The organism is Bordetella parapertussis, assembly GCF_020735925.1.
GTDB classification, from domain to species: domain Bacteria; phylum Pseudomonadota; class Gammaproteobacteria; order Burkholderiales; family Burkholderiaceae_B; genus Bordetella; species Bordetella pertussis.
The window spans coordinates 1812717-1826212 of the sequence record NZ_CP085971.1 but is presented as its reverse complement, the minus strand read 5'-3'; the positions used below and the strand labels follow the sequence as shown (position 1 = coordinate 1826212).

The 13496-nt window shown below is 68.9% G+C and carries 14 protein-coding genes; 8 read left to right on the top strand and 6 right to left on the bottom strand.

Going from position 1 to position 13496, the window contains the following annotated elements; genetic code table 11:
* Window positions 1-129: 129 nt before the first annotated feature.
* Together LK409_RS08725 and LK409_RS08720 are read right to left on the bottom strand one after the other, a co-directional pair.
* Window positions 130-705: a DUF4142 domain-containing protein gene (locus tag LK409_RS08725; protein WP_010928385.1), complete on the bottom strand. Its 576-nt coding sequence runs from the start codon at window positions 703-705 to the stop codon at window positions 130-132.
* 91 nt (window positions 706-796) lie between these two features.
* The gene (locus LK409_RS08720) at window positions 797-1696 is read right to left on the bottom strand and encodes a LysR family transcriptional regulator (protein ID WP_003809730.1); all 900 of its coding nucleotides are present in this window, start codon (window positions 1694-1696) and stop codon (window positions 797-799) included.
* 206 nt (window positions 1697-1902) lie between these two features.
* Between LK409_RS08720 and LK409_RS08715 the strand changes: the two genes are divergently transcribed.
* Genes LK409_RS08715 through LK409_RS08680 form a run of 8 tightly spaced genes read left to right on the top strand, consistent with a single transcriptional unit; the run spans window position 1903 to window position 9761 of the window.
* A complete protein-coding gene (locus LK409_RS08715) occupies window positions 1903-2862 on the top strand; it encodes a tripartite tricarboxylate transporter substrate binding protein (protein WP_003809729.1) in 960 nt (319 codons plus the stop codon).
* Between the two features lie 20 nt (window positions 2863-2882).
* Window positions 2883-3827 carry a tripartite tricarboxylate transporter substrate binding protein gene (locus tag LK409_RS08710; RefSeq protein ID WP_223851095.1) on the top strand — a complete coding sequence of 315 codons (945 nt, stop codon included), beginning with the start codon at window positions 2883-2885 and terminating at the stop codon, window positions 3825-3827.
* Window positions 3828-3865: 38 nt separating this feature from the next.
* Window positions 3866-4660, top strand: coding sequence for a creatininase family protein (locus LK409_RS08705; RefSeq protein ID WP_004568168.1), 795 nt, complete (start codon window positions 3866-3868; stop codon window positions 4658-4660).
* Window positions 4657-5451: an HpcH/HpaI aldolase family protein gene (locus LK409_RS08700; protein ID WP_003809725.1), complete on the top strand. Its 795-nt coding sequence runs from the start codon at window positions 4657-4659 to the stop codon at window positions 5449-5451. Before LK409_RS08705 ends, LK409_RS08700 begins: the two co-directional genes overlap by 4 nt.
* Window positions 5451-6248, top strand: coding sequence for a maleate cis-trans isomerase family protein (locus LK409_RS08695; protein WP_003809724.1), 798 nt, complete (start codon window positions 5451-5453; stop codon window positions 6246-6248). The genes LK409_RS08700 and LK409_RS08695 overlap by 1 nt, the downstream gene beginning before the upstream one ends.
* A gap of 4 nt (window positions 6249-6252) precedes the next feature.
* Window positions 6253-7527: a Zn-dependent hydrolase gene (locus LK409_RS08690; protein WP_010926185.1), complete on the top strand. Its 1275-nt coding sequence runs from the start codon at window positions 6253-6255 to the stop codon at window positions 7525-7527.
* 11 nt (window positions 7528-7538) lie between these two features.
* Window positions 7539-8516: a hydroxyacid dehydrogenase gene (locus tag LK409_RS08685; protein ID WP_041937187.1), complete on the top strand. Its 978-nt coding sequence runs from the start codon at window positions 7539-7541 to the stop codon at window positions 8514-8516.
* 21 nt (window positions 8517-8537) lie between these two features.
* A complete protein-coding gene (locus LK409_RS08680; RefSeq protein ID WP_010928383.1) occupies window positions 8538-9761 on the top strand; it encodes a pyridoxal phosphate-dependent aminotransferase in 1224 nt (407 codons plus the stop codon).
* Window positions 9762-9780: 19 nt separating this feature from the next.
* Here the strand turns inward: LK409_RS08680 and LK409_RS08675 are convergent, their stop codons facing one another.
* The 4 genes from LK409_RS08675 to LK409_RS08660 all read right to left on the bottom strand — a co-directional run bounded on the left by LK409_RS08675 (window position 9781) and on the right by LK409_RS08660 (window position 13382).
* Window positions 9781-10125 (bottom strand): hypothetical protein, encoded by a 345-nt coding sequence (locus tag LK409_RS08675; RefSeq protein ID WP_003809720.1) that lies wholly within the window; start codon window positions 10123-10125, stop codon window positions 9781-9783.
* Between the two features lie 84 nt (window positions 10126-10209).
* Window positions 10210-10926: an amino acid ABC transporter ATP-binding protein gene (locus tag LK409_RS08670; RefSeq protein WP_161781416.1), complete on the bottom strand. Its 717-nt coding sequence runs from the start codon at window positions 10924-10926 to the stop codon at window positions 10210-10212.
* Between the two features lie 77 nt (window positions 10927-11003).
* Window positions 11004-12158 carry an amino acid ABC transporter permease gene (locus LK409_RS08665; protein WP_010926182.1) on the bottom strand — a complete coding sequence of 385 codons (1155 nt, stop codon included), beginning with the start codon at window positions 12156-12158 and terminating at the stop codon, window positions 11004-11006.
* Window positions 12159-12170: 12 nt separating this feature from the next.
* Entirely contained in the window at window positions 12171-13382 is a 1212-nt protein-coding gene (locus tag LK409_RS08660) for an amino acid ABC transporter permease (protein ID WP_010926181.1), read from the bottom strand.
* Window positions 13383-13496 lie beyond the last annotated feature (114 nt).

Below are 13496 nucleotides of genomic sequence, written 5' to 3'. Positions count from 1 at the left end.
GGCAGCCATGGCCTGGCTGCCCGACCGGCACGAAATGCCGTATCGCGCAGAGCATATTCCCACAGAGTCCGCGCCGCGCCAATAGGGGGGCTTGGATGAGGCGTCGGCCAGGCCGCCGGCCGCGCAGTGTCAGGGCTTGGCAGGCGCCACGGCCTGTTGCAGCGTCCGGGCCATCTCCAGGTGGGCCTTGAGGCTTTCCAGCGTGGCGGTGGCGAACTGCTTGACGTCGGGGTCCTTGGCCTCGCCGGCGGCCTTGGTGAACAGTTCGACCGCGTCCTCGTGCGCCGCCACCCCGATCTCATCGGCGTAGGCCTTGTCGAAGCCCTCGTCGCGCAGGCTGAGCGCCTGCAGCTTGACCTTCTGCACCAGCGACGGCTCGGCCGGCGCCTGGTAACCCTTGCTGCGCGCCAGGGTATCGAGCTGCACGCCGACCTTGGTATGGTCATCGATCATCTTCTGGGCGAAATCCTTGACCTGCGTGGCGCGGGCCTTTTCCAGGGCCAGCTTGCTGCCCTCGACTTCGAGGCGGCCGGCCTGGGCGGCGTCCTCCAGGAAGTCGCGGTCGGCGCTGTCCAGCTTGTCGACGCCGGCTGCCGGCGAAACCGGCGGCGGCTGTGTCTGGGTCTGCGTCTGTGCCTGCACCGCGCCGGCGGCGGCCAGTCCCACCGCCATGCAGGGGGCGCCAGTGATGAAGAGGGATTTCATGCGAGGCTCCTTGTGTCGCGCGGCGCGGCCCGGATGGCGCGCCGAGGGTGGTAAACCCCGCGTACCCCCGCAATCCTCGTGCCTGTAGCGCTCACTCCACCGCAAGCAAGGGATGCGCGAACGGCGCGCCGCGCAGCTGCGCCTGCGTGACGCGCACCAGTTCCATCGCCAGCCCGCCCTGGCGCGGATGGACCGGATGCACCATGCCCACTTCGCGATAGAAGCAATGCTCGCCCAGGTCGAGGGCGCGTATCCGGCCCTGGTGGCGCGCCCCGTCGGTGATGGGAACCAGCGCCGCGCCCAGGCCGCAGGCCACCATTTCCAGGATGGCGTCCACATCCTGCGACTGGATCTGACAGCGGGGCACCAGCCGGTGCGCCTGCAGGAAGCGATCGACCACCCGGCCGCCGAACGAGGCGCTGTCATAGCGGATGAAGGGCAGCGTCTTCAGGATCTGCCGCCAGTCGCCGCCGGCCTCGCCCGCCGGGCATACGACCTTGAACGGCTCCTGCAGCAACGGCACCCACTTCAGTTCGGGCGGCAGGGCGAAGAAGGGCTTGACCACCAGCGCCGCATCCAGCTTGCCGTGGTCCACCAGCGTCAGCAGCGGCAGCGAGCCGCCCAGCTCCAGGTGGGTGCTGACTTCGGGGTGCTCGCCGATCAGCGCTTCGATGATGCGCGGCAGGTATTGCCGCTGCATGCTCTGGATGGCGCCCAGCCGCAGGTGGCCGCGCAGGCTGCCGCGTTGCGGTGCGTCGCGCAGCTCGTCGCAAAGATGCAGGATGTGCTCGGCGCGCGCCACCGCATCCACCCCGGCCGCGTTGAGCCGCACCTGCCGGCCCACCCGGTCGAACAGCTGCGCCTGCAGGCTTTCCTCCAGGCGCTGGATCTGCGCGCTGGCCGCCGCCTGCGTCAGGCCGATGTGCTGCGCCGCCGCGGTGATGCTGCCGTGCTCGGCCACGGCGACCAGGGTGCGAAGTTCCTTGATCATGATCAACAAATAATATTTATAAAAAATACAAAAAAATAGAGTTATTCATATACTAAATCTATGTATAGCATGACCCCGGAGTTGAACGAAAGTGTTGTTTGCAGTGGGCGTCGCCACGCCTGGCCGGCCATGCAGGCCAGCCGCGGCGGCAGGCTTTTGCCGGACGCATCAGACGGACGGACCGAACAATGCAAGGGGTATGAACCATGCTGCTCCCGTTTCGCGCCCTGCCGGGCCTGCTTGCCGCGCTGGCCATCGCCGCGTCGGCTTCGGCCCAGTCCTATCCCGACAAGCCGATCACGCTGGTGGTGCCGTTTCCCGCCGCCGGCGGCACCGACCTGACGGCGCGCCTGTTCGCCCGGGCCCTGGAGCGCCAGGCCGGCCAGCCGGTGACGGTGATCAACAAGCCTGGCGCGGGCGGCGAGATCGGCATGGCCCATGTGGCGCGCGCGGCGCCCGACGGCTACACGCTGGGCATCATCAACACGCCCAACGTGCTCAGCATCCCGATAGAGCGGCGCGCCCAGTTCGGCCTGGATTCGTTCGTCCTGGTCGCCAACCTGGTCGATGACCCGGCCACGCTCAGCGTCCATGCCGACCAATCGATCCACACGATCGCCGACCTGGTCGAGACCGCCCGCCGGCAGCCCGGCGGACTGACCTATGGCAGCGCCGGCATCGGCTCGGCCGGCCATCTGTCGATGCTCATGTTCGAGAAGGCGGCGGGCGTGCGGCTGCAACACATTCCGTTCAAGGGCACGGCCGACGTGCGCACGGCGCTGATGGGCCGCCAGATCGACGTGGCGACGGCCAACCTGGGCGAGGCGCTGGCCTATGCCAAGGGCGCGCCGTGGCGCACGCTGGGCGTGATGAGCGCGGCGCGCTCGCGCATGGCGCCGGACCTGCCGACCTTCGGCGAAGCCGGCTATCCGCTGCAAAGCGGCTCCCTGCGCGGCATCGGCGCTCCCGCCGGCATGGATGCGCAACGGCGCGGGCAGGTGGCCACGCTGGTCGCGCGGGCCGCCGCCGACCCGCAATTCCTCGACGATGCGCGCAAGGCCGAGCAGGAAATCAGGGTGGTGGCCGGCGACGACTACGCAAAGGTATTGACGGACCAGCTCGCGCAGTTGCAAAACCTGTGGCAGACCTCCGCATGGAACCGTTGAACCCTCCAGGAATCCTCACCATGAAAAAAGCCCTGCTCTGCTCGCTGCTTGCCTTGCCCGCGCTCTGTTTCGGCGCGTATCCCGAGCGCCCCATCAACCTGATCGTGCCCTTCCCGGCCGGCGCCGGTTCGGACCTGACCGCGCGCACCATCGCCGCCTGCATGGAAAGCAAGATCCCCGCCGCGCGCTTCGTGGTGCTCAACAAGCCCGGCGCCTCGGGCGACATCGGGCTGACCGCGCTGGCCCAGGCCGCGCCGGACGGCTACACCATCGGGCTGGTCAACACCCCGGGCGTGATCAGCCTGCCGATCGAACGCAAGACCGCCTACACGCTCGACAGCTTCGACTTCATCGCCAACCTGGTGGAAGACCCGGGCACCATCAGCGTGCACGCCGACAGTCCGATCCGCACCGTCGCCGACCTGGTGGCGGCGGCGCGCGCCAAGCCGGGCGCCATTACGGTCGGCACGCAGGGCATCGGCTCGGCCGGCCACATCTCCGCGCTGTCGCTGGAGCAGGCCGCCGGCATCAAGCTGACCGCCGTCCCGTTCCAGGGCGCCTCGCCGGCCAGCGTCGCGCTGCTGGGCAAGGTCATCGACGGCGCCATGACTAATCTGGGCGAAGCCATCACGTTCGCCAACGGCAAACCCTGGCGCATCCTCGGCATCATGAGCCCGGCCCGCTCCAGCCAGGCGCCCGACATCCCGACCTTCCAGGAGGCCGGCTATACCGTCCTGGGCGGCTCGATGCGGGGCCTGGCCGCGCCGCGCGGCATCCCCGCCGCCGCCATGGCGCAGCTCACGCGCGCCGTGGACGAGTGCAACCGCGACGACACCTACCTGACGCGCGCCCGCAACACCTACCAGCCGCTGCGCTACCTCAAGCGCGACGAATACATCAAGAACCTGCAAGCCGTGGACCGCGAACTGCGCAAGCTGTGGTCCGTCAATCCGTGGCAGCAATAGCGCCGCCCATTCCCCTTTCCACCCGGACCCTCTACGCCATGCGAATAGACCAACACCCCTACGACGATATCCGCGCCTATCTGGGCAAGCACGACACCATCCTGATTCCGGTCGGCGCCGTCGAGCAGTACGGCGCCCACCTGGCCACCGGCACCGAGCTGCGCATCTGCGAAGGCATCGCCACCGAAATCGGCGCGCGTACCGGGCTGGCGGTCGCGCCCATCGTGCCGGTCAACTACTCGGCGATGTTCCTGGACTATCCCGGCACGCTGTCTGTGGAGATGCGCACCATCGAGGACTATCTCAAGGAGATCGGCGACAGCCTGGCGGGCCAGGGCTTCAGGCATTTCTTCTTCATCAATATCCACGCCGGCTCGCTGGGGCCGATAGAAAGCGTATGCCGCCACCTGCGCCGCCGCTACGACGCGGTGGGCGGCCTGATCGACGTCTTCTCCATCATGCGCGACATGGCGGCGGGCCGGCTCAAGACCCGTCAATCGCCCAGCGGCCATGCGTCCGAAATGGTCACTTCGGTGGCGCTGGCAAAGTTTCCCGAACTGGTCTTCATGGAACGGGCGCGCGCCGCGCAATCGCTGCGTTCGTTCACCGAAGGCGTCAATACGGTGTCCAGCGGCAAGGTGACGCTGGGCGGCTCCAGCTTCTCGGTGTTCAGCGACATCAGCGACTACTCGCCGATCGGCACGCAGGGCGACCCCACCCAGGCCAGCGCCGAGCAGGGCCAGGCCATCTGGGACGCCACCGTGGACTACATGAGCGAAGCCGCGCGCAAGTTCAGCGCCATGTCGTTCCAGACCGAAGGAGCCAAGGCGTGAAGCACAATCCCCTCAAGCAGATCTGGCGGCAGGGCAAGCCGGTGTTCGGCACCTGGGCCACGATGGTCCGCCATCCCCGTTTCATGAAGCTGCTGTCGGTCACCGGGCTGGACTTCGTGCTGATAGAGATGGAGCACAGCGACTTCTCCATCTCGGAGGTCGCCAACCTGTGCCTGATGGCCCGCGAAGCCGGCATCGTGCCCATCGTGCGTCCGGCCGGCTCGGATTCGCACGACTACACCCGGCCGCTGGACGCCGGCGCCATGGGCCTGCTGCTGCCCAACGTCGAGACGCCCGAGCAACTGAGCCGGATCCTGCACCAGACCAAGTACTACCCCGACGGCCAGCGGATCCTCAACATGCGCGGCCCGCACACCGACTACGTCAGGCTGTCCGCGCCGCTGGCGCAGACCGCCGAACTCAACGCCCACACCCTGACCATCGCGATGGCCGAGACCCGCCTCGGCCTGGACAACCTCGACCGCATCTGCGCCGTGCCCGGCCTGGACGCCATCATGATCGGCCCGGACGACCTCACCCAGGACCTGGGCGTACCCGGCGACATGCAGCACCCGCTCTACCAGGAAGCGGTCGAGCACGTGATCGCCACCTGCGACCGGCACGGCGTGCCCTGGGGCTTCAGCTGCCAGGACCTGGCCGCCGCCGAGCGCTGGATCGCGCGCGGCATACGCTGGATGCCGTTCAGCAATGACGTCAACGCCCTGTTCAATACTTTCAGCCAGGCCGCAGCGGGGCTGCACCGCCTGGCCCCGCGCGAGGAGACCGCCTGATGCCCGCCCCTACCCAGATGAAAACCACCGCGCGCTACCGTCCGTATGCGTGGCGCGCCAAGGTCGGCCTGATCGTGCCCTCGACCAACACCATCAACGAGCCCGAGTTCTACCGCCTCGCCCCCGACGGCGTGACGATCCATACCGGCCGCGCCATCAATGCCGGCCCGGCCACGCAGGAGAACTACGACCGCATGGCGCGCGGCGTGCTGGAGGCGGCCGACCTGATCAAGACGGCCGAGGTCGACGTGGTGGCCTACGGCTGCACCTCGGGCTCCATCGTGTGCTCGCTCGACGAGCTGTGCGACGGCATGAGCGAGCGGGTCGGAGTGCCGGCCATCGCCACCGCCGGCGCCGTGGTGGCGGCGCTGCGCGCCCTGGGCGTCAGGCGCGTCGCGGTGGGCACGCCCTACATCGACTTCGTCAACCAGCGCGAACGCGAGTTCCTGGAGCAATACGGCTTCGAGGTCGTGTCCATCGAAGGGATGGACCTCGGCCACACCCAGGAAGAGCGCCGCGACATCGGCCGGGTGCCGCCGCAATCCACGTTCCAGCTGGCGCGCGACATCGACCGCCCGCAGGCCGAGGCCATCTTCCTGTCGTGCACCAACCTCGCCACCCTGGACATGATCGAGCGCATCGAGAACGAGCTGGGCAAGCCGGTGGTCACCAGCAACCAGGCCACCTTCTGGGCCTGCCTGCGCCTGCTCGGGCTGTCGTGCGCCATTCCCGGCTACGGCCGGCTGCTGACCGACTGCCTGGCGCCCATCACGCGCGCCAGCTATGCGCTGGCCTGAGCCCATGCACTCTGCTCCCGACCCCGACCTGGACCTGGCGGCGCGGCTGTTCGACAGCCTGCGGGCCCAGTCGTTCGACGGCGTGGGCGTCACGCGCGACGCCTACGGCGCGGGCGAGCAGCGCGCCCACGACCTGGTGCGCGCCTGCGCGCGGGACCTGGACCTGCCCGTCCGCGTCGACGCCAGCGGCAATCTCTATGTCACCCTGCCGGGGCGCGATCCGGCACGGCCGGCGCGCATGACCGGTTCGCACCTGGATTCGGTGCCGGCGGGCGGCAATTTCGACGGCGCGGCCGGCGTGGTCGCCGGCCTGGCCGTGCTGGCTGGCTGGCGCGCGGCTGGCTGGCGCCCTGCTGCGGACGTCACGGTCATGGCGATCCGCGCCGAGGAAAGCACCTGGTTCCCCTACTCCTACCTGGGCAGCAAGGCGGCCTTCGGCCTGGCCGCCCCGGACGTGCTCGACCTGCGGCGCGCCGACACCGGCCGCAGCCTGCGCGACCACCTGGCCGACCTGTCGATCGATCCGCAACGCTATGGGCAGCCGGCCTTGCGCGCCGCCGGCATCGACCGTTATGTCGAGCTGCATATCGAACAAGGCCCCACCCTGGTCGAGGCCGGCCTGCCGGCGGGCATCGTCACCGGCATCCGCGGCAGCTTCCGCTATCGGGACATGGCCTGGCATGGCGAATACGCCCACTCCGGCGCCGTCGGCCGCGCCCACCGGCGCGACGCCGTGCGCGCCGCCGCCCTGTGGATGGCCAGCCTGGACCGCGACTGGGAAACCCTGGAAGACTTCGGCGAAGACCTGGTCGTCACCGTGGGCAAGGTAGCGACCGACCCGCAGCAGCACGCCTTCAGCAAGGTGGCCGGCGAACTGCAATGCTGCGTGGACGTGCGCAGCATCAGCGCCACGCTGCTGGAGCGCTTCGACCGCCTGTTGCGCCAACGCGGCGTAGCGGCGGCGCGCGCAACAGGCACCCGGGTCGATTTCGGGCCGCGCACCGGATCGGCCCCGGCCGCCATGGACCCCGGCCTGATCGCCCGGCTCACGGCGCAGGCGCGGCAGCGCGGCATCGCCGCGCTGTCCATGCCCAGCGGCGCCGGCCACGATGCGGCCATCTTCGCCCAGCAAGGCATCCCGACCGCCATGATCTTCGTGCGCAACGAACATGGTTCGCACAATCCCCATGAAGCCATGGACATGGCGGACTTCGCCTGCGCCACCCAATTGTTGTCGGACATCCTGGCCGACGACCAGCCCGTTACGCCGCACCCGTGAGAACCTCGACCATGAAATGCCTGATCGTCCAACCCATTCATGAAGAAGGCCTGGCGCTGCTGCGCGAGGCCGGCGTCGAATGCATCGCGCCGGCCAGCGCCGCCATGGCCGACGTCGCTGCGGCCATCGCCGACTGCGACGCGGCCATCACCCGCAACGCCGGCCTGGATACGCGGGCCATCGAGGCCGGCCGGCGCCTGCGCGTCATCGGCAACCATGGCACCGGCACCAACATGATCGACCTGGCCGCGGCCGAGCGGCTCGGCATTCCGGTGGTCAACACGCCCGGCGCCAACGCGCGCTCGGTGGCCGAACTGGCGCTGGCCATGGCGATGGCGCTGCTCAAGCGCACCGTACCGCTGAACCAGGCGGTGCGCCAGGGCAACTGGAACATCCGCTACGAAGCCGGGCTGCGCGAGCTGTCCGGCATGTCGCTGGGCATCGTCGGCTTTGGCCAGATCGGCCGCGCCCTGGCGGCCATGGCAATCGGCGGCTTCGGCATGCGGGTGCACGTCTACTCGCCCTCGGTGGCGCCGCAGGACATCGCCGCGGCCGGCTGCCAGCGGGCCGACAGCCTGCCCGCGCTGGCGCGCGAGGCCGACATCGTCTCGCTGCACCGGCCCGCGCGCCCCGGCGCCGGCCCCCTGGTCGATGACGCGTTGCTGCAGGCCATGAAGCCGGGCGCGCTGCTCATCAACACCGCGCGCGCCGACCTGGTCGACGAAGCGGCGCTGGCGCGCCACCTCGAGGCGGGCCGGCTCGGCGGCGCCGGGCTGGACGTCTTCTCCAGCGAACCGCCGCCGGCCGACCATCCGCTGCTGCGCCTGCCCCAGGTGGTGCTGGCCCCGCATGCCGGCGGCAGCACCGACCAGGCGCTGGCCCGTACTGCGCGCGCGGTCGCCGAGCAGGTGATCGAAGTGCTGCGCGATGCGCGCCCGGCCCATCTGATCGCCCCGCACGCCTGGCCGCGCCGGCGTGGCGCGCGATAACCCGCTGCAAGGAGAACCCGCATGACCCCGATCGAAGCCAAGTTCGCGCGCCTGTCCACCGATCACGCGCCCGACCAGGAAGTGCGCCAGGGCAACGCCGGCCTCGATGGCCTGCTGCGCGGCGACACCCTGCCCGGCACCCCGGTCGACTTCTCCCACGGCGACGTCAACACCAGCGCCTTCGCCCCCACCCCCGGATCGCTGCAGGAATTCGTCCAGGGCGTGGAGCGCGGCGGCGAACAGGCCTACACCGAATACCGCGGCGCGGCCGACCTGCGCCTGCGCGTGGCCGCCCACCTGGCCGAGTTCACCGGCGCCCCCGTCGACGGCGCCAACGAACTCATCATCACCCCGGGCACCCAGGGCGCCCTGTTCCTGGCCATCGCCTCCTCGGTCACCGCCGGCGACAAGGTCGCCATCGTGCGCCCGGACTACTTCGCCAACCGCAAACTGGTCGAATTCCTCGGCGACGAAATCGTCCCCGTCGACATGCGCCACCTCGAACGCGACAGCGGCGCCGGACTGGACCTCGACCAGCTCGAAGCCGCCTTCAAGGCCGGCGTGCGCACCTTCCTGTTCTCCAACCCCAACAACCCCGCCGGCGTGGTCTACTCGCCCGAGGAAATCGCCCAGATCGCCGACCTCGCCCGCCACTACGACGCCACCGTCATCGTCGACCAGCTCTATTCGCGCCTGCTCTACACCGGCACCCGCTACACCCACCTGCGCGCCCTGCCCCAGGCCCCGGCCAACGTCATCACCATCATGGGCCCGTCCAAGACCGAATCGCTCAGCGGCTACCGCCTGGGCGTGGCCTTCGGCGCCGCCCACCTGATCGACCGCATGGAAAAACTGCAGGCCATCGTCTCGCTGCGCGCCCCGGGCTACTGCCAGGCGGTGCTGCGCACCTGGTTCCAGGAACCCGCCGGCTGGATGAACGAACGCATCGCCCAGCACCAGGCCATCCGCGACGACCTCATCCGCGTCCTGCGCGCCGTGCCCGGCCTGGCCGTGCGCGCCCCCGAGGCCGGCAGCTACCTGTTCCCGCGCCTGCCCAGGCTGGCCGTCGGACTGCACGACTTCGTGCGCATCCTGCGCACCCAGGCCGGCGTCACCGTCACCCCGGGCACCGAATTCAGCCCCCACGCCGATGACAGCATCCGCCTGAACTTCTCGCAGAACCACGCCGCCGCCGTCCAGGCCATCGAACGCACCGCGCAACTCATCGAGCGCTACCGCGCCTGAAGGCCGCCGCGCCGGCGTCTCAGTCGTCGTCGTCCAGGTGGAACTTGTGGATGACGCGATGGGCCACCGGCGCCAGGATCAGGCCCAGGGTGGCCACGAACAGCAGCCCGATCAGCATGCCGTAGAGTGCGAAGAAGATCTTGCCGGCCACGGTGGCCGGCATGATGAACGGCCCGATCCCGCCGATGATCAGCGCGGTGTTGAGCATGGCATCGTGCCAGCTGATGTCCTCGAGCCAGAGGTGCGCGACGACGCCGACGAATACCACCAACGCGATGACCAGGACGGCCCACAGCAGATGGACCAGCAAGCGCAACATGAAATGCCGCGTGGGCAGCAGCGGTTCGCCCTTGGACTCGTACATATCCCCCTCCCTAGGACCGGATTGAGGCGGATTATGCCAACACCCCCGGGTTCCGTCACCTCGCGGGCCCGCGCCAGGACGCGCTCAATGCACGATCTGCCGCAGGAAGGCGACCGAGCGCTCATGCTGCGGACGGGTGAAGAACGCATCCGGCGTGTTGACCTCGACGATCTGGCCCGCGTCCATGAACACGACGCGGTCGGCGACTTTGCGCGCGAAACCCATTTCGTGGGTCACGCACAGCATGGTCATGCCGTCCTGGGCCAGCGTGGTCATGGTATCGAGCACTTCCTTGACCATCTCCGGGTCGAGCGCCGAGGTAGGCTCGTCGAACAGCATGATCTTGGGCGCCATGCACAGCGAGCGGGCGATCGCCACGCGCTGCTGCTGCCCGCCCGACAACTGGCCCGGGAATTTCCCGGCCTGGTCGGGGATGCGCACGCGCGACAGGTAATGCATGGCGATATCGCGCGCCTCGGCCTCGGACTTGCGCTTCACCCAGACCGGCGCCAGCATGCAGTTCTGCAATACCGTCAGGTGCGGGAACAGGTTGAAGTGCTGGAACACCATTCCGACCTCCATGCGCACCGCGTTCAGCCGCTCCAGATTGTCGTCGACCTCGGCGCCCCCGATGCGGATCTCGCCTTCCTGGTGGCGCTCGAGCTGGTTGATGCAGCGGATCATGGTCGACTTGCCCGAGCCCGACGGCCCGCAGACCACGATCCGCTCGCCCTTGCCCACGGTGAGGTCGACCTCGCGCAGGACATGGAAGTTGCCATACCATTTTGACACCTTGCGCATTTCCACCGCTGGATGGCGATCGAGATCGATGGCCGAGACCGGGTCCTTGGAGAACAGCTTGCGAAGGTTCATGATTTCTACCTTTTTTCCGAGCGGGCCAGGGTCCGCTCGACCGAACGTGAATAGCGCGACATCGCGTAGCAGCATGCGCAATAGAAGAAAGCCAGGAACGCATAGCCGGTGTAGCGCGTGACCGGCGTGGCCCATGCCGGGTCGTTGATGGCCACCTCGACGACCTTGAGCAGGTCCAGGATCCCGACCATGGCCACCAGGGTGGTGTCCTTGAACAGGCCGATGAACGTATTGACGATGCCCGGCACGACGATGCGCAGGGCCTGCGGCAGCACGATGAGGAAGGTGGTCTGCCAGTAGCCCAGGCCGAGCGACTGGGCCCCCTCGTACTGCCCCTTGGGCAGGGCCTGCAGGCCGCCGCGGACCACCTCCGCCATGTAGGCCGAGGCGAACAGCGTGACGCCGACCAGGGGCCGCAGCAGGCGGTCGGGCCGCAGGCCTTCGGGCAGGAACAGCGGCAGCATCGTGTTGAACATGAACAGCACCGTGATCAACGGCACGCCGCGGCCCAGCTCGATGGCGACGGTGGACGCCAGCCTGACGAACGGCAGTTCCGAGCGCCGCCCCAGGGCCAGGACGATACCGATAGGCAGCGAGAACACGATACCGACCAGCGAGACCACCAGGGTGACGAGAATGCCGCCCCACAGGTCGGTCGAGACGTGCGGCAGGCCCAGCGCGTCGGCGCCGACCAGCAAGGCGTACGAGAGCGGCGGCAGCACCACGAAGAAGTAGGCCGCGCCCACGCGTTTGGCGCGGATGCGCCTGGCCAGCAGCCAGACGATCCCGGCCGCGGCGAGCACGAAGAACAGCACGACCCGCCAGCGCTGCGGCGGCGGATAGCCGCCAAAGACGAAATAGCCCAGCTTGGCGTCGATGAAGGGCCAGCAGGCGCCGTAGCGCCCTTGCGCGATGGACGCCTGGCAGGCCTGCACGGCGCCGCCGGACCAGGTGGCATCCAGCACCAGGAAATCGAGCAACCCGCGCAAGACCCAATAGAGGATGGCCGCGCAGGCCAGGGTCAGCGCAAACGTCCTGGGCGACTCGAAGACATACTGCCGCACCCAGGCCCATGCCGTGCCCGCCTGGTGCGGCGGGGGACGCTCCTGCACCGCCTGTGCCTGCACGAAGGCAGGCTGCTTCGTCGTCGAATGATTCATCGCCAGCCCCTTTTATCGTTCGACCAGGCGCACGCGCCGGTTGTAGACGCCCATCAGGGCCGAAGTGACCAGGCTGATCGCGAGATAGACCGCCATCGTGATACTGACGATCTCGACCGCGCGGCCGGTCTGGTTCAGCACCGTGCCCATGAATACCTGCACCAGGTCCGGGTACGCGATGGCGACCGCCAGCGAGGAGTTCTTGGTCAGGTTGAGGAACTGGCTCGTCAGCGGCGGAATGATGACCCGCAACGCCTGCGGGGTGATCACCAGCGATTGCGTGTGCCGTGGCGACAGGCCCAATGCGACCGCCGCCTCGCGCTGCCCCTGGCCCACCGCGCCGATGCCCGCGCGCACGATCTCCGCGATGAAGGCCGCGGTGTACGTGGACAGGGCCACCACCAGGGCGACCATCTCCGGATAAATCCTGAGGCCGCCCGCAAAGCCGAAACCGCGGAACCGGGGCAGGTCGAGCGAGGCCGCCGGGTCGACAGCCAGCAGCCCGCCCCCCAGCACCACGACGAACAGCCCCAGCGCCATGGTCCGCGCCGGATAGGAGCGGCCGCCGCGCAGGCGGGCGCGCAAGGCCAGGCGGCGCGCCAGCGCATACCCCAGCACGGCCAGCGCCAGCACCAGCCAGAGCGGCCAGGCCGGCCCATCGATATTGACGAACGGCAGGTACAGCCCGCGGTTGTTCAGGAAGACCCAATCCGCCAGATGCAGGGACTCGCGCGCCGCGGGCAGCGCCACCAGCACGGCCGAGTACCAGAAGAATATCTGCAGCAGCAGCGGCAGGTTGCGCAGCGTCTCGACATACAGCGTCGCCACCGCGGCGACCACCACATTGGACGACAGCCTGGCGATACCGACCAGAAAGCCGATGAGCGTGGCCAGCACGATGCCGATGGCCGCCACCAGCAGGGTATTGAGCAGCCCGACCACAAAGGCGTCGCCGTAGGTCGAGGTCGCGCCGCTATAGGGGATCAGCGACTGGTTGATATCGAACCCGGCGGTACTGGCCAGGAAGCCGAACCCGGACGCGATGTTGGCCGCCTTGAGATTGGCGACGGCATTCGAAACGCCCACGTATCCTAGCCAGAGCAGCAGCGCCGCCAGCAGCAGCTGCAGCAGCACGCCCCTGACCTTGCGGTCGTGGAGCCTGGAAAGTAGCGGCCGGGCGGCGCGCTTGTCCGGCCGCTTGAGCGCAATGGTGGAATCTTGCATAAATCACGAATCCGTTTTCCCTAGCCGGGAATGCTGGAGGTCGCCGGCCCGCGAGCGCGGCCGGGCGATTCGGCGCATGCCTCGATATGGCGGGGGACGGCGCCGCCCTCCCCC

Coding starts and splice junctions, on each gene's coding strand:
- LK409_RS08665 (WP_010926182.1), bottom strand. CDS start 12,158: ATGAATCATTCGACGACGAAGCAGCCTGCCTTCGTGCAGGCACAGGCG.
- LK409_RS08725 (WP_010928385.1), bottom strand. CDS start 705: ATGAAATCCCTCTTCATCACTGGCGCCCCCTGCATGGCGGTGGGACTG.
- LK409_RS08690 (WP_010926185.1), top strand. CDS start 6,253: ATGCACTCTGCTCCCGACCCCGACCTGGACCTGGCGGCGCGGCTGTTC.
- LK409_RS08710 (WP_223851095.1), top strand. CDS start 2,883: ATGAAAAAAGCCCTGCTCTGCTCGCTGCTTGCCTTGCCCGCGCTCTGT.
- LK409_RS08680 (WP_010928383.1), top strand. CDS start 8,538: ATGACCCCGATCGAAGCCAAGTTCGCGCGCCTGTCCACCGATCACGCG.
- LK409_RS08660 (WP_010926181.1), bottom strand. CDS start 13,382: ATGCAAGATTCCACCATTGCGCTCAAGCGGCCGGACAAGCGCGCCGCC.
- LK409_RS08720 (WP_003809730.1), bottom strand. CDS start 1,696: ATGATCAAGGAACTTCGCACCCTGGTCGCCGTGGCCGAGCACGGCAGC.
- LK409_RS08675 (WP_003809720.1), bottom strand. CDS start 10,125: ATGTACGAGTCCAAGGGCGAACCGCTGCTGCCCACGCGGCATTTCATG.
- LK409_RS08705 (WP_004568168.1), top strand. CDS start 3,866: ATGCGAATAGACCAACACCCCTACGACGATATCCGCGCCTATCTGGGC.
- LK409_RS08685 (WP_041937187.1), top strand. CDS start 7,539: ATGAAATGCCTGATCGTCCAACCCATTCATGAAGAAGGCCTGGCGCTG.
- LK409_RS08670 (WP_161781416.1), bottom strand. CDS start 10,926: ATGCGCAAGGTGTCAAAATGGTATGGCAACTTCCATGTCCTGCGCGAG.
- LK409_RS08715 (WP_003809729.1), top strand. CDS start 1,903: ATGCTGCTCCCGTTTCGCGCCCTGCCGGGCCTGCTTGCCGCGCTGGCC.
- LK409_RS08695 (WP_003809724.1), top strand. CDS start 5,451: ATGCCCGCCCCTACCCAGATGAAAACCACCGCGCGCTACCGTCCGTAT.